The following is a 22,395-nucleotide window of genomic DNA, read 5'->3' on the forward strand; positions in this document are numbered from 1 at the left end:
TCGGGTTGCCGAACTCAGATCAGGATTGGTTATCTTTGACTAATCATGACAACAAAGACTTCATCGAAAGCCGCCTTTACCGCGCCTACACTTGAGTTCATGCGCGAACTCGTTGATAACAACAATCGGGAGTGGTTTCACGCCAATCGACCACGTTACGACGCGGCTAAAGCCGAACTCATGGGCGTGGTAGAGCGGGTGCTAACGGGACTTAGCCCCTTTGAGCCGCTGGCTAATACCGCCGTTAAAGACTGTATTTTCCGGATCAACCGCGACATCCGTTTTTCTAAAGACAAAGCCCCCTATAAATCCAACCTGGCTTTCGCCATTGGCCCCGGCGGACGGCAATCAGGTCGTATTGATTATTACGTTCATATTCAGCCCGGCAATCAGTCGTTTCTTGGGGCAGGTATGTGGCAGCCAACACCCGCCAACCTGGCCAAATTCCGTCAGGAGATCGACTACAATGTACAGGAGTTGAAGGATATTATTGAGGCTCCTGAGTTTACAGCCTATTTCCCGGAAGCGTCTGGCGAGTCGATGAAAACATCGCCCAAAGGCTACTCTGCCGACCATCCCGAAATCGACCTGCTCCGCCGGAAAGAACTGTTCTTCCTGCACCGTTACACCGATAAGGAAGTACTCAAACCCAATTTCGCCGATGAGATCGTACGCGGCTGCCGCATCATCAAACCCTACTGCGATTTGTTGAACTACCTCTTCTTCGATGAAAAAGAAGAGTCAGTGACGTTATAGTCGGGATAGTTTCGGTTGGACGATGGGCCGGTTATATTACCTCGTCCGACCGAAACTGAAACGTGGCTGGGTGGGCTGGCATACAATTAAATTCCCCTTTTCAGGCAGTAGCATCAGTGTCGTATACGCTTAAGGTATGATTGAAGTTGAGGTTTATCAAAGCAGTACACAGTTACACAATGGTTACGAAGGCAGTCCTACTCATCGCATTAATCACAGTTCAGTTTACAGCCTGTTTTTCGCAAAATCGGACGCCGGTTATAAAAGAAAACATACCGCTGGATTCGATTCGGCTGAGCGACCCGTTTATTTTGGCAGATAAGCCTACCTCCATGTACTACATGACTGGTACAGGAGGCATGCTCTGGAAAAGTAAGGACCTCAAAGCCTGGAGTGGCCCCTACAGTGTCACTAAAACTGACCCTGACTCCTGGATGGGGAAGAATCCAATGATCTGGGCCGCCGAACTGCACCACTACAAGGGGAAGTACTACTATTTTGCCACCTTCACCAATCGGGCCGTTAAGATTGATACGGTGGGTGAAAATGTTATCGAACGTCGGGCCAGTCATATTTTAGTCAGCGACAGAGCCGAGGGACCGTACGTGCCCATGAAAGACCCGATTTATCTACCCGCCGACAAACCAACGCTAGATGGTACTTTTTGGGTGGATAAAGACGGGAAGCCTTATATGGTGTATTGCTACGAGTGGCTTCAAAATCTGAACGGCACCATGGAGAAAATTGCGCTCAAGCCAGATCTAAGCGGCTCTATAGGCGAAGGGAAGCTGCTTTTTCGAGCCAGTGACAGCCCCTGGAGCCGCGAGAAATCGACGGGTGGCCCCAATAAAGTAACGGACGGGCCTTTTCTGTTCCGTACGGGAACCGGCCGACTAGGCATGATCTGGACCAGTTGGATTGATGACGTATATACGCAAGGGGTGGCTTATTCGAAAAGTGGTACCCTTGATGGCCCCTGGGAGCACGAGAAGAAGCCAATCACCCCGCCCAATTTCGGTCATGGTATGCTTTTTCGCACCCTGACCGGCAATTGGCTGATGTCCGTACATAGCCACCGGAACAGTAATGGCCGTTATATTCGGAACCCCCATTTGTTTGAGGTTGACTTCTCGGGCGACAAACTGATTATTGGTAAGCCATATATTCCTTAATTTACGACAAACCGGGCTTTGTGGAATTTGTCATTAACCGTGGAGCTATACGAAGCGTATTTAGGGCAGGTCTTTGATAAAACAGACAATACGTTCGACTTCTTCGAAGCCTGTTTTCTTATGAAAGTCAATACTCGCAACGTTCATTAGCTCCGTGTCGGAAGCAAGTTGCGTCAGTCCTTTGTGTTTAGCCCAGTCCTCAACTGTCCGAACCAGTTTTTGTGCAATGCCCTGTTTTCGATAAGCGGGCTTCACATAAATCCCTTCCATATAGGCCACCGGTAGTTCTACAGATCCTTCCACATAATCGTATCGGCAGCTTACATGGACAAACGCTACACAAGAGTCCTCGATTTTAGCCACAAAGCAAGCGTCATTGTCCGAACTGAGTAACCGGGCATAGTTTTGTAGTTCTTCGTTGAGGTCACAGTCGGGCCACAGTTCCAGAACGAGGTCAACAACGGCATTAAGCGTGTACCTGGATAAGGGTTCGATTTCCATTACTGAGAGCGAAATTTTGGTTAAGAGCAGATTTTAATAAACATCACTGCGCTATGAAAGCCCTGACAGGCCGAAAAAATAAGGTTATTTTCAGCAGTCAACCTTACTTCTCAACCAAAGAACTCCAGCATCGAAGTCAGGGCCTGTTCATTGTGCATCCGTTCGCCGTTGTCAAGCGATTCCTGAGCCATAACGGATGCCCGTTTACGCATGGTTCGTTCATAATAAGAAATAGCCTCCTGTAGGGTGTTGTAGTTTCCGGATGTTAAGACGTCACTCAATTCCAGGGCGTCGAGCATTGCCATATTCACTCCTTCGCCGGCAAAGGGAGGCATTACATGAGCGGCATCGCCCAGCAGGGTCAGATTTGGCCATGTTTCCCAGGTTTGATCCAATGGCATGCAATAGATAGGACGTGGAATAAACGGAACCGATGCACTTGTAAACAGCTCGTTCCAAATCGGGCTCCAATCGGAATAAACTTCGTTGAACCAGGTCAATACCTCTAGTTTGTTCGAAAAATCCAAACCACTTGCTGAAGCCCAGTTTTCTCCCGTTTTAAAGCTTATATAAAAGCCGATTTCGCCATTCGCTTTCTGTCCCATTAGTATATCCTGCTTATTTCCGAAAGCCATTACTTTCCCTCCACGAAGCAAGCCGGAAATTAACGGTGCAGCTTGGACGGCGTCATAAATATTGCCTTCAAGCATGGTTATGCCCGAATAAAACGGTTTGATGTCTGTGAGGTAAGGCCGAATTTTTGAGTTTGCCCCGTCGGCCGCAATAACTATATCTGCATATGCACTTGTGTCATTTTTGAACTGTATTTGCCAGCCTTCATGTTGTTTTTCCATCGACACGAAATGGCTGTCCCACACAACCGTTTCTGCGGATAATGAGTCGAGCAGTATTTTTCGTAAAGCGCCACGGTCTATCTCGGGTCGAAAATGCTCGTTGCCAAAATTTTCCTCAATTTTTGTTTCATGGTCGCTGAATACTATTTCCGCACGTTCGTTGACGATGACCATTCTATCCGCACCCGGAAGAAAATTCTTTTTGAATTCGTCAATCAGATTGGCTTTCTCCAAAGCTGCCAATCCTGAGTCTTTATGTAAATCAAGAGGTGAGCCCTGCACCCGGGCATCTTTGTTAAGATCTCTTTCATACACGTTCACCTGTGCGCCTTTAGCTTGTAAAAGTCTTGCCAGGGTTAGTCCGCCGGGACCACCACCTATAATTGCTATTTGTTTATCTTGTACCAGCATAGTTTTGAATCTTAGGCTGCAAAACTATAGCTGGTCATAGACCAGGAATTGTAAAAATCGGTCATTTTGATTTTTGAACAGTTCCTTAGGCGATACCCCCGAGAGTTTTTTGATCTCCTTAACAAAATGCGACTGGTCGGTAAAGTTGAGTTGCGGAAAAAGGTTGCCTTCTTTTATGTAAGGAAGCGAAGCCTGAAAACGGAGAATAGTACAATAGGCTTTGAGGGAGAGTCCGAACTGCCGGTTGAAATAACGGTTAATTTGGCGCTCGCTCCAAAAGACCTCTTCCGACAGTTTTCTTATTGTAATCTCCCCGTTAACGGCAAAGATCAAGTCAAATAGTTTCCGTTTTCGTTCGTCAATTTCAGGCGGTAAGAGTGAATGAACTCGCTCTGACACCTTTTCGCAGAACCCATCAAAATCGTTCAGGTCGTCAATGCTGAAATCCCAAAAGGTATCGGGGAGGGCTTTTCCTGTATTTAGTATGTCGGCAATTGAGAACCCGAAAATGTAGTCTACCGCAAGCGGATTAAAACTCACTGCAAAGAAATTTGAAACATCCTGTTTTGCATATTTTGGCTCCGTCTCCAAACCCAGCAATGAAATATGAAGCCGGTTATCCGGAGTCTTTGTAAAGACCAGATCAATTTTTCCATTTGGAATAATTACCGCTTCGTTACTAACTGATAAATTTTGTAGGGATGAAAAACAGTAAACAAAATCAGCCAGCGATTTGTCGGGTTTGATGAGTTTGTAAGTTAAGCTGTTGGACATGGCTCGAGTATACTATTGGTTATTTTGGCTGAACGTTTTTGCCTGCCCGCTCAACATTTTATGCAACCGTCTGTAAGCCAAAAGGCTGTAAAATTGCCGCTAGTTTCGTATTTTTCCCTGAAACTCATTTGACAAACTGGTATGTTAATCCCTCAAATCAAGAAGACTGGCGTTTTGCTGGCGATCACCGCAACCGCAGCGTTCGCTCAGCCTTCGCCCCAACAACCCAAAATGACCCAAAATCCATTTCTCTCGTCGTACTCAACACCGCACCAGACGGCGCCGTTCGACAAAATTAAAAATGCCGATTACTTGCCAGCATTGAAAGATGGTCTGGTACAAGGCCGAAAGGACGTGGATGCAATCGTTACCAGTACCGCTGCGCCAACTTTTGAGAATACCATTGTTGCCCTCGAACGCGCGGGCGATCTGCTCGGCAAAGTAACATCGGTACTGTTTAACCTGAACAGTGCTGAAACAACGCCCGAACTTCAGAAAATTGTGAAGGAAGCGTCGCCCCTGTTGAGTGAGTACGGGAACGACATTACTCTGAACGCAAAGTTATTTTCCCGGATCAAAACCGTATACGAGCAGCGTGATAAGCTGAAACTGGATCCCGAAAGTGCCATGCTGCTCGAAAAAACGTACAAACGCTTCTCGCGCAATGGGGCCAATCTGGATGAAAAAGGCAAAGAGCGTTTGCGGGCTATTGACAAAGAACTGTCGCAACTGTCGCTCCAATTTGGTGAGAATGTCCTGAACGAAACCAACGAATACATGATGGTTGTGACGGACGAAAAAGACCTTGCCGGTTTGCCCGATTTCGCGCGTGATGCCGCCAAAGCAACGGCAAAGCAGAAAGGTAAAGAAGGCTGGGTGTTTACGTTGCAGGCCCCAAGCTATGGTCCGTTTATGCAGTATGCCGACAACCGGGAGTTGCGGAAAAAGCTTTTCATGGCTTCTAACGGTCGCGGTTTTCACGGCGATAAGAATGACAACTCAGCCATCATCAACAAGATTGTCAACCTGCGCTACGAACGGGCAAATCTGCTGAACTACAAAACCCATGCTGATTTTGTGCTGGAGGAGAGTATGGCCGGTTCGAGAGATAAGGTGCAGAGCTTTCTGGATGAACTTGTTTCCTACGCCCGTCCGGCAGCCGAGCGTCAGCTTGTGGAACTGACGACCTACGCCAAAGCTCATGGTTTCAAAGAAGATAAATTGCAGGCTTGGGACAGCGGTTACTATTCTGAAAAGCTCAAAAAAGAGAAGTACGATCTTGACGATGAAACGCTGAAGCCGTACTTTAAACTGGAGAACGTCCTGAACGGCGTGTTCACGATAGCGAACAAGTTATACGGGGTTACCTTTAAGGAGCGTACCGATATTCCGGTATACAACCCGGAGGTGAAAACTTTCGATGTTTTTGACAAAGATGGTAAGTTCCTTGCCGTTTTTTACGGAGATTACTTCCCTCGGGCCGGTAAGCGGAGCGGTGCATGGATGAATGATATCCAGGGACAGAAAATTGAGAACGGAACCAACATCCGTCCACATATTGTCAACGTCTGTAACTTCACCCGACCAACGGATACCAAGCCGTCGTTGCTGACATTTTATGAGGTAACAACCCTTTTCCACGAATTCGGGCATGGCCTGCATGGTATGTTGGCAAATGGTAAATACGAAAGTCTGAGCGGCACCAGCGTTCCCCGCGATTTCGTTGAGTTACCCTCGCAGGTAATGGAAAACTGGTGCTACGATCCCGAAGCGCTCAAACTTTTCGCGAAGCACTACCAAACCGGTGAAGTGATTCCCAATGAACTGATTGAAAAGATCCGCGCCAGTCAGAACTTCATGGCGGGTATGGCAAACCTGCGGCAGCTGCGTTTGGGATTGATCGACATGTATTACCATGGGCAAAAACCAACGGGCGAAACGATCTCGCAGGTTGAAGGTCGGGTAGATTCTGTGGCAAACTTGTTCCCCCATGTGGATGGGGTGGCTATCAGCCCGGCTTTCTCGCATATTTTTGCGGGGGGCTACTCCGCCGGTTACTACAGCTACAAATGGAGTGAAGTGCTGGATGCCGATGCTTTTGAGTTCTTTAAAGAAAAAGGCGGACTCGAAAACAAAGCTGCCGCCGACAGTTTCCGAAAGAACGTACTCGAAAAAGGCGGAAGCGAAAAGCCTATGGAACTTTACAAAAAATTCCGGGGTCGCGAACCATCGCCCAAAGCTATGCTCCGGCGCAGCGGATTGATCTTGTAAGGTTGTCTCCATAAACCATCCCGAATTGTAACGGTATGTAAAGTTGGGTTTCCATAGTGAAGTCGGGTTCTCAGACCCGACTCCACGGCATAAAAAAGGGGCTGCCATTATTTGGCAGCCCCTTTTTTATGGATAATAAATATACTTTAATGAGTTAGTAGCTATTGAGTCAGTTGTAATAGGTTTACAGCCTGATTTGTCGTTAACAGCTCAATACCATTAACCAGCGACTAATTAAACGATTGCCTAAACTCCAGGGGCGACAACTGGGTCTTACTCTTGAACAGTTTATTGAACGATTGCGGGTACTCGAAGCCAAGCTGGTACGCAATTTCGCTGACGGATAAAGAGGTGGTGGTTAGACTCTCTTTCGCTTTGTCGATCAGTTTGTTGTGTATATGCTGCTGAGCGCTTTGGCCCGTAAGTTTCCGAAGCATATCGCTCAGGTACGTAGGCGAAACATGGAGTTTTTCCGACAGATACTGCACCGATGGCAAGCCCAGCTCCCGAACCTGCTCATGGTCGAAATAATCCGACAAAAGGGCCTCCAGGCTAGTCAGTAAGTCATTGCTGGCGTTTTTACGCGTGATGAACTGCCGGTTGTAATACCGGTTTGCATAGTTGAGTAGAACATCAATATGCGATACAATCACATCCTGGCTATAGTTGTCGATAACGGACCGGTACTCCTGATCGATCGTCTGCATGATCGTATTGATCGTCATCTCTTCCTTATCGGATAGAAAAAGGGCTTCATTGACTGCATACGAAAAAAAGCCATGTTCTTTGATGCTTTTCGCCAGCGGATAGTGCTGAATAAAATCGGGGTGGATCACTAACCAGCAACCCGTAAGCGCCATGTCGTCTGGAGTGACCGTCGATATTACCTGCCCAGGGGAGAAGAAAGTCATCACACCCTCATCGAAATCGTAGAAGTTCTGGCCGTATTTCAACTTCCCTGTAAAATCTTTTTTAATACAGATTGAATAGAAGTTGTAGACAACACGTGTAAGACTCTCATCGAAGTGGCATTTGATCTCAGCGAGATTAATGACGCTTACGCAGGGGTGCGCTGGTTTAGGCAAACCCAACAGGCGATGCAACTCGGAGATGGAGTTAATGATATATGGGGAATTCGTCTCTTTTCTCATGGGCTTGTGACTAATCCGGAATTCTATTGATCGATCGACTGCATGCCTGCCGCATCATATCGGTCACCCGTCGACATACCTAACGGGACAATAGCCTCCAGTCGTTCCAACTCATCAGCCGTTAGCGAAATACGGGTTGCCGCAATGTTCTGCTCCACGTACGAAACCCGTTTGGTGCCGGGAATTGGAACAAACCCTTTAGCTATTACCCACGCCAGTGCCAGTTGGGAAGGCGTTACCTCTTTTTCGTTGGCCAACTGTTTGATCGCTTTTACCAATTCGAGGTTCTTGTAGAAGTTGTCGCCCTGAAAGCGGGGAATGCTGCGCCGAAAATCATCGGCAGGAAAGTCGTCCGGGCTTTTAAAGGTCATATCTCCCGATAAAAAACCTCGTCCCAGGGGCGAATAGGCAATAAAGCCAACACCCAGTTCCTGTAATGTATCGGTGATGCCCGCTTCTTCCGCTGTTCGCTCAAACAGCGAATATTCTGTCTGAACGGCAGTTAGCGGGTGAATCAGATGAGCTTTTCGGATGGTTACCGACGACACTTCCGATAGGCCGATGTACCCAACTTTCCCTTCCTTCACCAGATCCGCCATAGCACCTACTGTCTCCTCAATGGGTGTGTTGGGGTCGAGCCGGTGTAAATAATACAGATCGATGTAATCGGTGCCCAAGTTTTTCAGGGAACGTTCAACGGCTTTTCTGACGTAGGCGGGTTGCCCATTGAACTGCCAGGTAAGTTGTTCATTGTCGTCAATTTCGAAGCCGAATTTGGTCGCAATGATGTAGTCGTTTCGGTTGCTCCGGATCGCTTTGGCGAGTAGCCGTTCGTTGGCCAGCGGGCCGTACAAATCGGCGGTATCGAGGAAGTTGCCGCCTAGTTCCAGCGACCGATGAATTGTAGCGATGGCTTCCGCTTCATTCGCTTTTCCGTAGATATCAGCACCGGCAATTTGGGTCATGCCCATGCAGCCCAGTCCAATAGTGGGTACCACAAGTCCTTGACTCCCTAAATTCACTGTTTCAATCCTTTCCATAACTTGTCTACTCGTTGTTTAAATTTCTTTCACAAAGGTCATTATGAGCAAAAATCAAACAGTAGCCATATTGAGGAATGTTGTATCCGAATTTTGGGCGGTAGCAATCCGGGACTAAAACGCCGGTTAACAAACGAGGGAGATTTTATGAAAACCTCCCTCGTTTGTTAACCTTACTTTTCTGTGCCCACCGCCAGTTCCTGCGGTTGGGTCTGGTATTTGTAGAGGTACTCGATCAGATCGGCAACGAGGCCCGTCCAGCCGGTTTGGTGACTGGCACCCAAGCCCATACCATTGTCGCCGTTGAAGTATTCGTAGAAGAGATAAATATCCTTGAAATGTGGGTCGTTCTGCATTTTTCGGTCGGCTCCAAAAGCCGCAATACGACCGGATTCATCGCGACGGAAAATGTTCAGCAGTCGTTCGATGACGAGGAGCGTTGCTTCTTTCACACTCATAATATGGCCCGAATGCGTGGGGTATTCAATCTCGAAATCGTCGCCGTAGTATTGGTAAAACTTCAGCAGGGAGTCGATAAGCAGAAAGTTTACCGGGAACCAGATGGGACCGCGCCAGTTGGAGTTACCCCCGAACATGCTCATTTCCGATTCGGCCGCTACATAACGTACCTGGAAAATCTCGCTATTCAGTTCAAATTGATACGGTGTCTTCTCATGGTATTTCGAGAGCGCCCGAATCCCGTAATCCGACAGGAATTCGGTTTCGTCGAACATCCGTTTCAGGATCATCTTCATCCGGTGACCGCGCAGCAGGCTCAGGAGGTGCGTTTCGCCCTTGCCCGGCTCATGCCAGCGTGACACCAGCGAGGCCAGATCGGGCCGGTTCGTCAGTACCCATTCAACCCGGCGTTTGAAGTCGGGCAGTTGCGAGAGCAGTGATTCGTCCAGAATCTCGACCGCGAAAAGCGGAATGAGCCCTACCATCGAGCGGATTTTCAGCAGCCGTGCGTTATGGTCGGGCATGTGCAGCACATCGTAATAGAACTGGTCTACCTCGTCCCACAGGCTGATGTTCTGTTTGCCGAGGTTGTTCATGGCCGATGCGATATGCAGGAAGTGCTCGAAAAACTTGCTGGCCATATCCTGATAGGAGGGACGGGTGAGCGAAATTTCGCAGGCAATTCGAAGCATGTTCAGCGTATACATGGCCATCCAGCCCGTACCATCAGCCTGTTCAATGCGTCCGCCCATAGGCAACGGCTGGCTCCGGTCAAAAACCCCGATGTTATCCAGCCCCAGGAAGCCACCGCCAAAGATATTATTACCCGAAACGTCCTTCCGGTTTACCCACCACGTGAAGTTCAGCAGCAGCTTGTGAAAAACCCGTTCCAGGAAGTTAACATCCCCAACACCATTCTGCTCCTTATCGATTTCATACACTTTCCAGGTGGCCCAGGCATGAACGGGTGGGTTCACATCGCTGAAATTCCATTCATAAGCCGGAATCTGGCCGTTGGGGTGCATGTAGTACTCGCGCAGGATAACAGCGAGCTGTCGTTTGGCGAAATGCGGATCGAGTCGGGCAAGGGTTAGCGTGTGGAAAGCCAGATCCCAGGCAGCAAACCAGGGGTATTCCCACTTGTCGGGCATCGACAGGATGTTGGCCGTGTACATATGCCGCCACGTTTCATTGCGGGCATATACCCGACCCTGAAACGGCACCGGCATTTTGGGGTCGCCTTTCAGCCACTCATTGACATTGTAATAATAGAATTGCTTGCTCCAAAGCATGCCCGCGTAGGCTTGCCGCTGAATGGCGAGCAGTTCGGTATCCTGTACATTCTTCTGCAAATCGGCATAAAAGGCATCTGCTTCATTGAGCCGGTTTTGCCAGATGGCGTCAAAGTCCTCAAACGGACTGGTCATTGTCGTTTGATCGCTGAAACGAAGCCGAACGCTCACGCTGCCGCCCGCCGGAACAGCCCGTGTGTACTGCGCCGAGGCTTTAGTGCCGATCTGGTTCGGATTTATAAAACTTTTCTTCCCCCCGGAGACGATGTAATTATTTATACCATCTTTGGTGTATTTCGATACGTTCGGCCGGCCGTAGAGTCGTTCTGAATTGGTGTCATTATCACAGAAAAGCAGTGCGTCCGCATCTTCGCAATAGAGTTTGTATTTTCCTAACTGCTTGTGATTAACTTCAATCTGGTTATTGGCAATGCCGTTGAGCATAGGCCGGGAGTTGTACTGCTCGTATCCCCATGACCAGGTATTGCGGAACCAGATGGTGGGCAACAAAGTCAGCGGAGCTTCCGTGGCCGACCGGTTATGGGCCGTAACGGTAACCAGCCAGTCGTTTTGATCAGCTTTGGCATACTCGATAAAAATATCGAAGTATTCGTCTTTATCGAAAATGCCCGTATCGGTGAGTTCAAATTCGGGCTCCTGCCGGTTCCGGCGCGACGACTCAATGACCAGCCTGTTGTAGGGAAATTCCTGCTGAGGGTATTTGTACAGCATCTTCATGTACGAGTGCGTTGGGGTGCTGTCCAAATAATAATACAGCTCCTTCACATCTTCGCCATGATTACCCTCGGGTCCGGCCAGACCAAAGAGTCGCTCTTTCAGAATATTATCTTTATGATTCCAGAAGGCCAGGGCAAAGCAGATGTGCCCTTTGTTGTCCGAAATGCCGCCAATGCCTTCTTCACCCCAGCGGTAAGCGCGGGAGCGGGCCATGTCATGACTGACAAAGTTCCAGGCATCTCCGTACGGACTATAATCTTCGCGGACGGTACCCCAAGCTCGTTCGGAAAGATAAGGCCCCCATTTTTTCCAGCCCTTGTTATCGGCTCGTTCGTAAATGCGTTCGCGTTCAGCAGTAGGCATAATGAGTAGCTAAGATCAATTTTACGGTGGTTGAGTGAGTAACTCGGTGATTTTAACTATCAAAGATAGTATGCGTGCCGAGTATATTTAAGAAAATTCTTTTGTACTCTACTACCTGTTCAAGGAAATTGTTTGGCAATAGCCTCGTTAATACTGCATTATTTCTGATAAAGAGACATATTTCAGAATTTTAATATGTCTACCTAACTGAAAATGCCATTTCTATTCTGCCAGTTTAGACTGCTCTTTTTCCTGGTTTGTCACGATCTAACTATAGATCAACTAGAGCGGAAAGGGTTTATTTTTTTTACGGAGGATTTTGGTCTTAAAACATCGGGATACTACGAAGTGTTTTCCCCGGCCTTTTCCAGATGACTTTCTTCTGAAGTATTGGTTATTATGTTATTGGATTAACCAATAACCATTAGCCGGTACGTAAATTATTTATACCGTTTTTTGCAGGATGAATACGCAACCCAATAATCCACTGCACGGCAAAACGCTCGAAGCCATTCTAACCGAATTAGTCGCTCATTATGGTTGGGAGCGGCTGGGGAGGAAAATCAGGATCAACTGTTTTGTGAGTAATCCAAGCATAAAATCAAGCCTTACATTTCTGCGTAAGACCGACTGGGCACGAAAGCAGGTAGAAGAACTGTTTCTGGAAATGAGTGAACGTAAGCAGTAACGCTTTCCCTTCGGTTAGTCAGTCATCAACTTGAGAATATCCTGTAAGATGGCGTCGGTCTGGCTCGGGCGTTTGGCGTCTTGGTCGGCAACCTTGCCGTTTTTGTCGATCAATAGATAGCGCGGGATACTGCGGATGCCGAAATACTGAACGGTTCGGGAATTCCAGCCGCCTTTCGACAAGCCATGTTCGCCGGGTAGCTGTAGGGTGTTGAGTGCTTTTTTCCAGGCCTCTTCGGAATCATCGATGGAGAGGTACAGAAAAACAACCTGTTCTTTCTGCTTCTTCGTCAGGCGTTCCTGAAGTTGTCTGGAGAACGGGAATTCGGCCCGGCATGGGCCACACCAACTCGCCCAGACATCCAGGTAAATTACTTTTCCAATAAATTCATCAAGGGTAACGACTTCGCCACTTTGGCTGGTAAAGGAAAAGGCATTCGGGTTGGCGGGCTTCTTCTTGACGATAGCAACGGGGTCGTCTTTCCGGTTCATCACCTCACCGCATCGGGTTTTCACGATCGTTACATAGCTGCTTGCATCGGGCGTATTGCTCAACAAGCCGAATACCGTTCGAACGGAAGCGGGGGTTGCTTTCTCGCAATTTTCGATCAGCAACCGCGCCAGTGCATACTGATAAGGACGCCCCGTCAATTGATTACGCGCCACGGCTGCTTTGTCGGTTAAACTAGTGTGCATATCGTCCTGCGTGTATTTCACAAAATTGCGGGCTCTGGAGTTGATGTAAGTGATGTAGAAATACAGGAAATTCTGGTAAGCTTCAGCGGGGAGGGCTGCTTCGTCATTTACGTTCAGGCCTGCCAGCTCATCAAGCATAATGGTGGGCAGCGACAGCACGTTAAGCTGACTTGTTTGTGCATTACCGCGTAGAATGGGGTAAGCCAGCAACAAATGCCAGTAATTCCACCGGATACTGGCCTCAATGTATTGTTTGAAAGGGGCTGAAAAAACACTATCCTTCGGATAAGCTTTGTAAAAAGCCAACTGGGCTTTACGGGCGTCGAATAGACTCATCTCCCAGGCATCGAGGCCGGTAGCGGCTAGTTTGGCGTATTGACCCGGTGCGTCGAAATCGGCCTTGAACGTTTTTGTGAATGCGGTCAGAAAGGCGGTTTCCGCTTCGGTCGTCGCCAGCGTCTCGGGTTTAGGACCCTGATAAATCGATTGGGCAAAACCCTGGCTAAAGCCCAGGAGCAGTAGTAGGATAAGAAAGCGATAGCAATTCATAAACTTTTTTTGTCTGGTCGAGGGGAAGAACAAGTCATTCTTTGCCCAATTTTGCAAGCCGGTAATCCGAAAGTGTTCGTCCGGTTTCTACTCAATCGTCAATTCTGTCGGCAGAGAACCTGCTCTACCCATAGCACAGGCAAACATCATTCCAAATGAAATGTATTAATACGCTGGTCGTCGCGTACTTTTTATCGACTGTCGGATTGGCGCAGTCATCAAATTCAATCGGTATGCCCTTTGTCCCGGTACCGGCGGGCCGGTTTTATATGGGGTCAGAAGGCGAGGGAAAGGATGCCGATGAAAATCCGGTACACCGGGTGACGATCACAAGTGGGTTCCGGATGTCGGCTACCGAAGTGACCAACGCTCAATACGAACGCTTTAGACCAGACCATAAAGCCCTGCGGGGTAAGAATGGTTTCTCGAAGGAAGACGACGAAGCCGTGGTTTTTATTAGTTATACCGAAGCCGTTGCTTTTTGCGACTGGCTCTCCCGTAAAGAAGGAAAATCGTACCGGTTGCCCACGGAAGCGGAGTGGGAATATGCCTGTCGGGCGGGTACTGTCAGTAATTTCTGGACCGGAAACGTCTTACCGCAGACTTTTCAGAAAAGTCAGAAAACAGACCGTAATCCCATTGTTGTCTCCTTAAAAGTAGGGCAGGCACCGCCTAATCCCTGGGGCCTGTACGATATGCATGGCAATGTGGAGGAGTGGTGTCTGGACTGGTACGGGCCTTACCCGGCGGTCGAGCAGCAGGACCCGGTTGGTCGGGAAAGTGGCCTGTTTCGGCTAACTCGGGGCGGGAGTCATGGCACACCGGTGTCCTTCCTGCGGTCGGCTAACCGAATGGCCATGTTACCCGACAACAAAAGCTGGCTGGTTGGGTTTCGGGTCGTGGAAGCTGGTATGCCCGCTACAAAACCTCTGCCAGCAGTAGCATCGACGGTGATGGTGTCGCAGAAGAAGGCCACCTGGCGACCGGCACCGTCCCAGATTCCCATCTTCAGCGAACCTAAACGATACATCCGAAAACCCGATTGCAACGCACGGGTGCCTTTTTACAGCCATAACCACCAGCCAGCCATAACCTGGTGCTCCAACGGTGATCTGCTGGCGATCTGGTTTTCGACGGATGAAGAATCCGGTCGCGAAATGACCGTTCTGGCGAGCCGATTCCGGGCCGGTGCGGCAGGCTGGGATGAACCGTACGAATTTTTCAAAGTGCCCGATCGGAATATGACCGGCGCGTCGCTCTTTCATGATGGCAAAGGCACAATCTACCACATGAATGGCGTAGAAACAGATGGCGACTGGCAGGATCTGGCCATGGTGTTGCGGACCAGTACGGATAATGGTGCCACCTGGTCAACACCACGTTTTGCCAACGCGGAGCACACCAAACGTAATCAGGTTATAGCCGGGATGTTTCAGACGAAAGAGGGTTGGCTTGTTCAGGCGGCCGACGCCGAACCCGGTCCCAGCGGTGGGAGTGCCATTCACATCAGTAAAGACGGCGGCAAAAACTGGGTGAAACCGTATACCGGTGAGCAAACACCGTCATTCGGCGCCGGGGAAACCGGTGGACTTATTGCCGGTATTCACACCGGTGTGGTGCAGCTGATGGATGGACGTTTACTGGCATTCGGGCGGAAAGACGATATTCCCGGGCCTAATGGTATTGGTCCACGAATGCCCATCAGTTTATCCAGCGATATGGGTAAAACGTGGACTTATTCGGCATCAGAATTTCCGCCGGTCTGGAGTGGGCAGCGGCTGGTGTTATATCGCCTGAACGAAGGGGCCATTCTACTGGTCTCGTTCACCCATCACCCCGACGAACGGGATGGTGAAAAGGCGGGCATGCTGTTTAACGATGCACAGGGGAATACGTATAAAGGTTACGGCATGTATGCGTCCGTTTCGTTCGATGAGGGCAAAACCTGGCCCGTTAAAAAACTCCTGACCGACGGGAAAGAGCGTTACCTCAACGGAGGAGCCTGGACTGGAGCTTTCCAAATGGACGCTACGCATGCCGAACCAAAGGGGTATCTTGCCATGACCCAAACGCCGGATAACATGATTCATCTGCTCAGCAGCAGTGTGCATTATCAGTTCAATCTGGCCTGGCTCAAGCAACTTCCGGGAGCGGTTAAATGAGCTGATTTGTTGGAATAAAATGTGTATTCTGAGAACGGGGGCAGCGATCTTTAATCAAAGATTAACGCTGTTATTATCCCTTTTTGAGGCCAATTGATGTTCTTATTGTAGTCGATGAAATGGCCAGCCACGGCATGAGAATCACCTTTTGCCGTGTGCAGAACCGAATCGCTGACAGTCAGCTTAGTGTTGATAAACCGTTAAATCAAGGCATCAATCATGAAAACGTTCATCCATCGTATTCCGGCCAAAACCCTGCTGCTCGCACTCGGGTTGGTGGCCGCAGGATGGCAACCCATCATTGCCCAGAATACACCTTTCGAGCAGCAGCCCGTCGTTACGACCAACGACCCCAACCAATCACTTTCGTCGGCCATCGCGCCTTACCGGGACGATGTTCGGCAGTCTGTTTTACTGGCTGCGGGTCAGCCGCAGATCATAAATGGCCTGGTCGCTCAGCGAGCCGCCAGCCAGCAGGCGTTTACCAGCCTGATTCAGACCTACGGGCAAACCAAGCAGGGCTGGTTCTACGACCTGTCCCGCTTTCCAGATGTTATGCATACGCTGGCTACACAGCCCGCCGGTTCGAGTGAACAGGAGGTGAAGGCGTTGGCCAAAAGCCTGCCTGCCGATACCCAGGAAGCAGCCTGGAAATTATACCGGCATCATCATGCCGATCTGGTTCAGGTCGATAACATTAGCCAGCAGGCACAGCAGGCGTTCGATGCGATGATTGCTCCCCTCGACAATCAGACGCAACAGGCTTTTCGGCAATTGATCGACATGCCGGACGTGCTGACTAAACTAACGGAGCATCCCGAGCAGACAGCCCAGCTTGGCGAAGCATTCCGCAACAATCCCGATCAGGTAACCAAAGACCTGACAGCCCTGCACGATACGCTTCAGGCACAAAGTCAGCAGGAACTGGCCGATTATCAGAATCAGTTGAACCAGGACCCACAGGCACGCCAGGAGCTACAACAGGCCGGGCAGGCTTATGCACAGGCGAATGGCTATAAAACGGGTGGTATCAATCCAAATCCAGCCTGGGTGAACAGCTCAAATTATTATCAGAACCCGTACCCATTCTGGTTTGGTTATCCATACTGGTACACCTCGGCGATGTGGTACCCATCGGCCTGGTGGTACGGTACCGGCTTTTACTATGGAATGGGGGGTAATATGGTGGTGTTCGGCTTGCCTTCGTTTGGGTTCTCCAACTGGTTTTTCCGAACAGGATACACCTATTATCCGCACTTGTACGGGCGTTATAATCAATATTATAATCGCTACGTAGGCATGAACCGGGCCTACACACCGGTCAATACCGGATTTATGTCGGCAGCTCGCCGGGCATTTGGTTCACCATCGGGTTTCTCACCTTCCCGTGCCAACTGGTTGAACAATGGGAGTCAGTACAGTGGCCCAAGCCGTGGTTTCAGCGGAGGAGGTCGGGTAGCTGCACCCGCTACTAATTTTGGCGGTTCCCGTGTACAAAGTTGGGGAGGTGGTGGCACGCGCTCCTTCGGTGGGGGTGGCTTTAGTGGCGGCTTTCATGGTGGGGGCGGTTTTCACGGCGGTGGCCGTCGATAAATAACGCCGTTAATTCGTTTAAACCTATAAAACGCAGCTAACCAGAGAGGCCCCGCCATGGCGGGGCCTCTCTGGTTAGCTGCGTTTTATAGGTTTAAATCTGCTATCGCTCCAGCTTGAAACCCGGGTCTACCTTCACCCGGTCCGGACGGTTCGCCACATCCCAGCCTGTCAGGTAAATCCATTTGGCAATGCGGGTTACCTTGGCGGTGTTGATACGGTCGGGTTCGTCTTTCGGCGTGTGGTAATCAGCGTGGAGCAGGGTGGTGAAGGCAATAGCCGGAACGTTGGCGCGCGCATAGGGGAGGTGGTCGGACCGGAAATACCAGCCTTCCGGATGCTCCGGCTTATCCCATAAGGTGTCGAGTTTAAAATGGGCTTCGGACTGGTTCACCGCCAGCGCGGCATTGACCAGATCGGTTGAGTTGCGGTGAGGAGGCTGCTGCCCCAGAATAGCCGCGCTGTCGGGCGCATTCCGGCCAATCATTTCGGCATTCAATACCGCTACAATAGACCCTTTGGGGACCGTTGGGTGTTCTACATAGTATCGCGACCCCAGCAGACCGCGCTCTTCGGCCCCGTGAAAGACGATCAGCGCCGACCGCTTGCCGGGTTTCTGTGCAAAGGCCCGGCCAATCGCCATCGTCGCTACACAGCCGCTGGCATTGTCGTCGGCCCCGTTCCAGATTGAGTCGCCCGCTACTGCCCGGCGAACGCCGTCGTGGTCCTGGTGGGTACTGAATAACACGTATTCATCTTTAAGCTTGGGATCCGTTCCCGGCACCTTGGCAACGATATTGACCGATGGGTAGTTGAAGCTTTCCACATTCACCACGTTTGTAAACTGCTGTCCGGGTTGTTTTACCCACTCCAGCGCACTGGAAGGGAGCCAGACCGTTGGTGCCTGAGAAAATACTCGCGTGTTGGCACCGCCCGGTAAATCGTAACGTCCCCGTTCCAGACCGGTTGTCCAGCGTTCAAAATACGATTGAGCGGGTGTATCTGAAACCCAAACGACAGCCAGCGCCCCTGCTTTTACCAGCTCCGAGGCCCGGCGAGTCATGGTGCCAAACAAATACCGGCGGTAGCTGATATCGGCCGGACCGGTACCCGAAAACTCCAGCGCCACGGCTTTGCCTTTGATGTCGACCTTCGCCAGCTCTTCCGGCGTTCCTTTACCCACGAAGACCAGCGGGGCATCGACCGAGGCAATGGCCGGTGCCAAAATGAACGCGTCCTGACCGTGAACGAGTTGATGTGAACCGATATTCAACCGGCTGGTTTCCGTAATGCGGGTACGCTGAATGTGAAAAAACTGAAAGAACGTGCCGTCATCGCCAGCGGGTTGCAGACCCATGGCCCGCAGTTGGTCGGCAATCCAGACGGATGCTTTCAGTTCATCGAGCGAACCTCCTTCCCGACCACGGAAATGATCGTCCGCCAGGGCAAACAGATCACGCTTGATATCGCTCTCCTTGATGGCTGATAGCGCATTGGTCGACTTGGCGGCACTCGTTTTGGGCTGGCTATAGCCAGGAACCTGGCCGAACAGTACCGAAAAGGCCAGCACGGCAGCAGGGATGAATCGCATCTTTTTCAAAGTAAGGTTAATCATTGATTTATTATATGTTGATGACTGGGCCAGAACAAATCTACTCCAGAAGCCCGGATGATTTGGCCGGAACGCCTAAAAAAAAGTGTTTTGTCGCACTGAAAGGTAATAATGCGCTATCTTGGAGAGGTAATTAGCCTGAGATGAAAAATAATCTACTTGTACTTACACTGATTGCCTGTTGTTGGTCAACATCGCCGGTGGTGGCTCAATCGAAGAAATCCGCTCCGGATCCGGTGGCCCGCTATGATGCGTATGTTCAACAGGCAGTACGCGACTGGAAAGTGCCCGGCCTAACAGTTACGGTCGTTAAAGACGGCAAAATTCTGCTGAAGAAAGGGTATGGCGTACGGGTAATTGGTAAACCCGAGCCCGTTGATTCACAAACCCTGTTTGGCATGGCTTCGACAACCAAAGCTATGACGGCGGCCTGCCTGGGTATGATGGTCGACGAGGGTAAACTGAACTGGGATGATCCGGTAACCGATTACCTGCCCGACTTTCAGTTATACGATCCTGCTGTAACGAGGGAACTGCGGGTGAGGGACTTGCTGATTCACAATACCGGTGTCGGCAATACCGATGTGTTCTGGGTGGCTATGAAAATCCCGAGCGACGAAATCCTTCGCCGGATACGGTACGTGAAGCCGAGCTATTCTTTGCGGGCGGGATTCATTTACCAAAATATTATGTACCTCGCAGCGGGAAAGGTGCTGGAGAAAGTGAGTGGCATGTCGTGGGATACGTTTATCCGCACCCGTATTTTCGAACCGCTCAACATGCGCCGGACAAGGGCGCTGTTTAGCGAAGTGGCCGATGCCAACCGTGCGAAACCACATCTAGCCGTAAATGATACCGTTCGACTGGTCGATAGTCCGCTGGAAGAGGGTCTGGTTGATGCCGTTGGGCCGGCCGGATCGGTCTGGACCTGTCCCGATGACGTGGCAGCCTGGATGCAGTGTATGCTCGACTCAGGGCGCTATCAGGGTAAAACGCTCCTGAAACCGGCCACCTGGGCCGAGTTGTTCAAGCCCCAAACCTTCGTGACCGATGCTGAGTTTTACCCGACTCAATTGCTCACCAAACCCGTCTGGAAAACTTACGGACTCGGCTGGTTTCAGCAGGATTACCGCGGGCATCGCATTAATTTTCACACTGGCAGCGTGACGGGCATGATTGCCATTCACGGCCAGTTGCCCGATCAGAAACTGGCCGTCTATGTGCAGGGTAACCTCGATCATGCCGAACTGCGCCACGCGCTGATGTTCCGCGCATTCGATGAGTTTGCCCTGGGGCTGGACCATGACTGGAGTACCGATTTTCAGAAATTATACGGTGGCTTTAAACAGATGGCCAGACTTGCCGAACGTAAAGCCGACAGCACGCGGGTGCTGAACACTAATCCATCGCTTCCGCTAACGGCTTATGTCGGTACGTATAACAGCCCGGTTTACGGTAAGGTTGAGGTAAGCCTACGGCAGGGTAGGCTTTATGCATCTGTGAATGACATCATGACCGGAAGAATGGAACATTGGCATTACGATACCTTTCGGCTGGTTTACGACCAATTCTGGAATGGGAAAGACCTCGTGAGCTTTGTCCTCAATACGCAGGGGAAAGCCGATAAATTAAACACATTTGGCCTTGAATTTACTAAGGCTGATTTATCTTCTCATCACCCAAACCATTGACTATGTTCAGTAAACTCACCTTGTACGTATTGATTTTTCTGTCGGTAAGTGTATTCGCCCAAACACCGCAGCAGCGGGTCAGGCAATACCGGCAGTCGCAGGAAACCGCCCTAATGGATGAGTATCGGGAGTTCCTGTCCATTCCCAATGTCTCCGCCGACTCGGTCAACATTCGTAGAAACGCAGCCTTTATTCTTCAGATGATGAAGAAGCGGGGTATTTCGGGAATGCTCCTCGATGGTCCAACACCGGGTTCTACACCTGCCGTATTCGGGGAAGTTCGAGTGCCGGGTGCTAAAAAGACGCTTGTTTTTTATGCTCACTATGACGGACAGCCGGTTAACCCGAAGCAGTGGGGAGAGGGCCTTCAACCGTTTGTACCCGTCTTTATCACGGCCCCGGTAGAGCAGGGGGGAAAGATCGTGGCCACCTATAAATCAGGCGATCCAATCGACCCGAACTGGCGCTTATCGGGGCGGGGCAGTGCCGATGATAAAGCGGGTGTCATGACCATCCTGAACGCTTATGATGCCCTGGTAAAGTCAAACATACCCCTCACTACTAATCTGAAATTCTTTTTTGAAGGAGAAGAAGAAGTGGGTTCAACGCATCTGGGCGAAATCTTCGACAAGCACCGGGATAAACTGGCCAGTGATCTCTGGATTATTGCCGATGGACCACGCCATGTATCGGGCAAGCCCGTGGTGCAGTTTGGTGTTCGGGGCGATGTGAACATGTACCTTACGCTCTACGGCCCCAAACGTCCGTTACATAGCGGCAATTACGGTAACTGGGCACCTAATCCGGCCATGCGGATGGTGAAGTTATTGGCCAGTATGAAAGACGATAATGACCACGTTGTTATTAAAGGGTTTTACGATGATGTAGTCCCTTTAACGGCCAGCGAACGGGATGCTATGGCTAAAGTGCCCAATATGGAAGCAGCCTTAAAGAAAGAACTGGGCATTGCACAACCCGACGGAAATGGAAGCTCCTTTGTGGAGTTGCTCATGCGCCCGACGCTGAATATCAATGGCATGCAAAGCGCAAACGTAGGTGCTATGGCAGGCAACATCATTCCAACGAAGGCCGAAGCTGTCCTGGATTTACGGCTCGTGCGGGGCAATGAGGTAACCCGGCAAGTTGGGCGTGTAATCGATCATATCCGGGCGCAGGGGTATCAGGTACTGGACCATGAACCGACTGATGCCGAACGGCAGCAATTTCCGAAACTAATTAAAATTACGACGGGTCATGGCTACAATGCCCAACGGACGCCAATGGATTTGCCCGTCGCCCAGGGCGTCGTGGCTGCTGTTCAGGCAGCCAGCCCCGAACCAATCGTTTTGTCGCCTTCGTCGGGAGGCAGCTTGCCGTTGTATATGTTCGAAAAAGTGCTGAAAGCCAACGTGGTATCGGTTCCGGTGGTGAATTACGATAACAACCAACATGCCGAGAACGAGAATGTGAAGGTGCAGTACCTTTGGGAGGGGATCGAAATAATGGCGTCGATTATGCTTGTTAAATAACGTAGTTGAAAGCTACAGTCTATTCTTTAGATTGGATGGATATGCCCTTTGAAAAAAAAGCTGAAATTTAAAAAACGAGTGAAACGATTCCTGG

At 50.1% G+C, this 22,395-nt stretch carries 16 protein-coding genes; 8 read left to right on the plus strand and 8 right to left on the minus strand.

Features of this window, described 5'->3' with window-relative positions; translation table 11 throughout:
- Nucleotides 1–45: 45 nt before the first annotated feature.
- Both ACYVJM_RS00710 and ACYVJM_RS00715 read left to right on the plus strand, forming a co-directional pair.
- Nucleotides 46–756 (plus strand): DUF2461 domain-containing protein, encoded by a 711-nt coding sequence (locus ACYVJM_RS00710; RefSeq protein WP_461146285.1) that lies wholly within the window; start codon nt 46–48, stop codon nt 754–756.
- Nucleotides 757–935: 179 nt separating this feature from the next.
- Complete coding sequence (locus tag ACYVJM_RS00715) at nt 936–1,928, plus strand: glycoside hydrolase family 43 protein (protein WP_461146286.1); 993 nt, start codon at nt 936–938, stop codon at nt 1,926–1,928.
- 60 nt (nt 1,929–1,988) lie between these two features.
- Here ACYVJM_RS00715 and aac(6') read toward each other — a convergent pair whose 3' ends face one another.
- From aac(6') to ACYVJM_RS00730, 3 genes are all read right to left on the minus strand, one after another.
- Nucleotides 1,989–2,429, minus strand: a complete 441-nt coding sequence (gene aac(6') / locus ACYVJM_RS00720) for an aminoglycoside 6'-N-acetyltransferase (protein WP_461146287.1) — start codon at nt 2,427–2,429, stop codon at nt 1,989–1,991.
- A gap of 110 nt (nt 2,430–2,539) precedes the next feature.
- A complete protein-coding gene (locus ACYVJM_RS00725) occupies nt 2,540–3,694 on the minus strand; it encodes an FAD-dependent oxidoreductase (protein ID WP_461146288.1) in 1,155 nt (384 codons plus the stop codon).
- A 24-nt stretch (nt 3,695–3,718) separates the two neighbouring features.
- Nucleotides 3,719–4,468 carry a helix-turn-helix domain-containing protein gene (locus ACYVJM_RS00730; RefSeq protein WP_461146289.1) on the minus strand — a complete coding sequence of 250 codons (750 nt, stop codon included), beginning with the start codon at nt 4,466–4,468 and terminating at the stop codon, nt 3,719–3,721.
- Between the two features lie 141 nt (nt 4,469–4,609).
- Between ACYVJM_RS00730 and ACYVJM_RS00735 the strand changes: the two genes are divergently transcribed.
- A complete protein-coding gene (locus ACYVJM_RS00735; protein WP_461146290.1) occupies nt 4,610–6,739 on the plus strand; it encodes a M3 family metallopeptidase in 2,130 nt (709 codons plus the stop codon).
- A 230-nt stretch (nt 6,740–6,969) separates the two neighbouring features.
- Here ACYVJM_RS00735 and ACYVJM_RS00740 read toward each other — a convergent pair whose 3' ends face one another.
- The 3 genes from ACYVJM_RS00740 to ACYVJM_RS00750 form a co-directional block, all read right to left on the minus strand.
- Complete coding sequence (locus tag ACYVJM_RS00740; RefSeq protein WP_461146291.1) at nt 6,970–7,890, minus strand: helix-turn-helix domain-containing protein; 921 nt, start codon at nt 7,888–7,890, stop codon at nt 6,970–6,972.
- A 23-nt stretch (nt 7,891–7,913) separates the two neighbouring features.
- The gene (locus ACYVJM_RS00745) at nt 7,914–8,930 is read right to left on the minus strand and encodes an aldo/keto reductase (RefSeq protein ID WP_461146292.1); all 1,017 of its coding nucleotides are present in this window, start codon (nt 8,928–8,930) and stop codon (nt 7,914–7,916) included.
- 173 nt (nt 8,931–9,103) lie between these two features.
- The gene (locus tag ACYVJM_RS00750; RefSeq protein WP_461146293.1) at nt 9,104–11,782 is read right to left on the minus strand and encodes an MGH1-like glycoside hydrolase domain-containing protein; all 2,679 of its coding nucleotides are present in this window, start codon (nt 11,780–11,782) and stop codon (nt 9,104–9,106) included.
- A gap of 463 nt (nt 11,783–12,245) precedes the next feature.
- On the opposite strand from ACYVJM_RS00750, the gene ACYVJM_RS00755 reads away from it, so the two are divergent.
- On the plus strand, nt 12,246–12,470 hold the full coding sequence (locus ACYVJM_RS00755) for a VF530 family protein (protein WP_461146294.1): 225 nt from the start codon (nt 12,246–12,248) through the stop codon (nt 12,468–12,470).
- Between the two features lie 14 nt (nt 12,471–12,484).
- On the opposite strand, the gene ACYVJM_RS00760 is transcribed toward ACYVJM_RS00755, so the two are convergent.
- Nucleotides 12,485–13,714, minus strand: coding sequence for a TlpA family protein disulfide reductase (locus tag ACYVJM_RS00760; protein ID WP_461146295.1), 1,230 nt, complete (start codon nt 13,712–13,714; stop codon nt 12,485–12,487).
- Between the two features lie 155 nt (nt 13,715–13,869).
- On the opposite strand from ACYVJM_RS00760, the gene ACYVJM_RS00765 reads away from it, so the two are divergent.
- A complete protein-coding gene (locus tag ACYVJM_RS00765) occupies nt 13,870–15,876 on the plus strand; it encodes an SUMF1/EgtB/PvdO family nonheme iron enzyme (RefSeq protein ID WP_461146296.1) in 2,007 nt (668 codons plus the stop codon).
- A 219-nt stretch (nt 15,877–16,095) separates the two neighbouring features.
- Nucleotides 16,096–17,469 (plus strand): DUF3300 domain-containing protein, encoded by a 1,374-nt coding sequence (locus ACYVJM_RS00770; protein ID WP_461146297.1) that lies wholly within the window; start codon nt 16,096–16,098, stop codon nt 17,467–17,469.
- A 103-nt stretch (nt 17,470–17,572) separates the two neighbouring features.
- Here ACYVJM_RS00770 and ACYVJM_RS00775 read toward each other — a convergent pair whose 3' ends face one another.
- Nucleotides 17,573–19,084, minus strand: a complete 1,512-nt coding sequence (locus ACYVJM_RS00775; protein ID WP_461146298.1) for a M28 family peptidase — start codon at nt 19,082–19,084, stop codon at nt 17,573–17,575.
- 140 nt (nt 19,085–19,224) lie between these two features.
- On the opposite strand from ACYVJM_RS00775, the gene ACYVJM_RS00780 reads away from it, so the two are divergent.
- Both ACYVJM_RS00780 and ACYVJM_RS00785 read left to right on the plus strand, forming a co-directional pair.
- The gene (locus tag ACYVJM_RS00780) at nt 19,225–20,772 is read left to right on the plus strand and encodes a serine hydrolase (protein WP_461146299.1); all 1,548 of its coding nucleotides are present in this window, start codon (nt 19,225–19,227) and stop codon (nt 20,770–20,772) included.
- Between the two features lie 2 nt (nt 20,773–20,774).
- Entirely contained in the window at nt 20,775–22,301 is a 1,527-nt protein-coding gene (locus ACYVJM_RS00785) for a M20/M25/M40 family metallo-hydrolase (protein ID WP_461146300.1), read from the plus strand.
- Nucleotides 22,302–22,395: the final 94 nt, after the last annotated feature.

Source organism: Spirosoma pulveris (assembly GCF_054781875.1).

Coding starts and splice junctions, on each gene's coding strand:
- ACYVJM_RS00710 (WP_461146285.1), top strand. CDS start 46: ATGACAACAAAGACTTCATCGAAAGCCGCCTTTACCGCGCCTACACTT.
- ACYVJM_RS00715 (WP_461146286.1), top strand. CDS start 936: ATGGTTACGAAGGCAGTCCTACTCATCGCATTAATCACAGTTCAGTTT.
- ACYVJM_RS00725 (WP_461146288.1), bottom strand. CDS start 3,694: ATGCTGGTACAAGATAAACAAATAGCAATTATAGGTGGTGGTCCCGGC.
- ACYVJM_RS00730 (WP_461146289.1), bottom strand. CDS start 4,468: ATGTCCAACAGCTTAACTTACAAACTCATCAAACCCGACAAATCGCTG.
- ACYVJM_RS00735 (WP_461146290.1), top strand. CDS start 4,610: ATGTTAATCCCTCAAATCAAGAAGACTGGCGTTTTGCTGGCGATCACC.
- ACYVJM_RS00740 (WP_461146291.1), bottom strand. CDS start 7,890: ATGAGAAAAGAGACGAATTCCCCATATATCATTAACTCCATCTCCGAG.
- ACYVJM_RS00745 (WP_461146292.1), bottom strand. CDS start 8,930: ATGGAAAGGATTGAAACAGTGAATTTAGGGAGTCAAGGACTTGTGGTA.
- ACYVJM_RS00750 (WP_461146293.1), bottom strand. CDS start 11,782: ATGCCTACTGCTGAACGCGAACGCATTTACGAACGAGCCGATAACAAG.
- ACYVJM_RS00755 (WP_461146294.1), top strand. CDS start 12,246: ATGAATACGCAACCCAATAATCCACTGCACGGCAAAACGCTCGAAGCC.
- ACYVJM_RS00760 (WP_461146295.1), bottom strand. CDS start 13,714: ATGAATTGCTATCGCTTTCTTATCCTACTACTGCTCCTGGGCTTTAGC.
- ACYVJM_RS00765 (WP_461146296.1), top strand. CDS start 13,870: ATGAAATGTATTAATACGCTGGTCGTCGCGTACTTTTTATCGACTGTC.
- ACYVJM_RS00770 (WP_461146297.1), top strand. CDS start 16,096: ATGAAAACGTTCATCCATCGTATTCCGGCCAAAACCCTGCTGCTCGCA.
- ACYVJM_RS00775 (WP_461146298.1), bottom strand. CDS start 19,084: ATGATTAACCTTACTTTGAAAAAGATGCGATTCATCCCTGCTGCCGTG.
- ACYVJM_RS00780 (WP_461146299.1), top strand. CDS start 19,225: ATGAAAAATAATCTACTTGTACTTACACTGATTGCCTGTTGTTGGTCA.
- ACYVJM_RS00785 (WP_461146300.1), top strand. CDS start 20,775: ATGTTCAGTAAACTCACCTTGTACGTATTGATTTTTCTGTCGGTAAGT.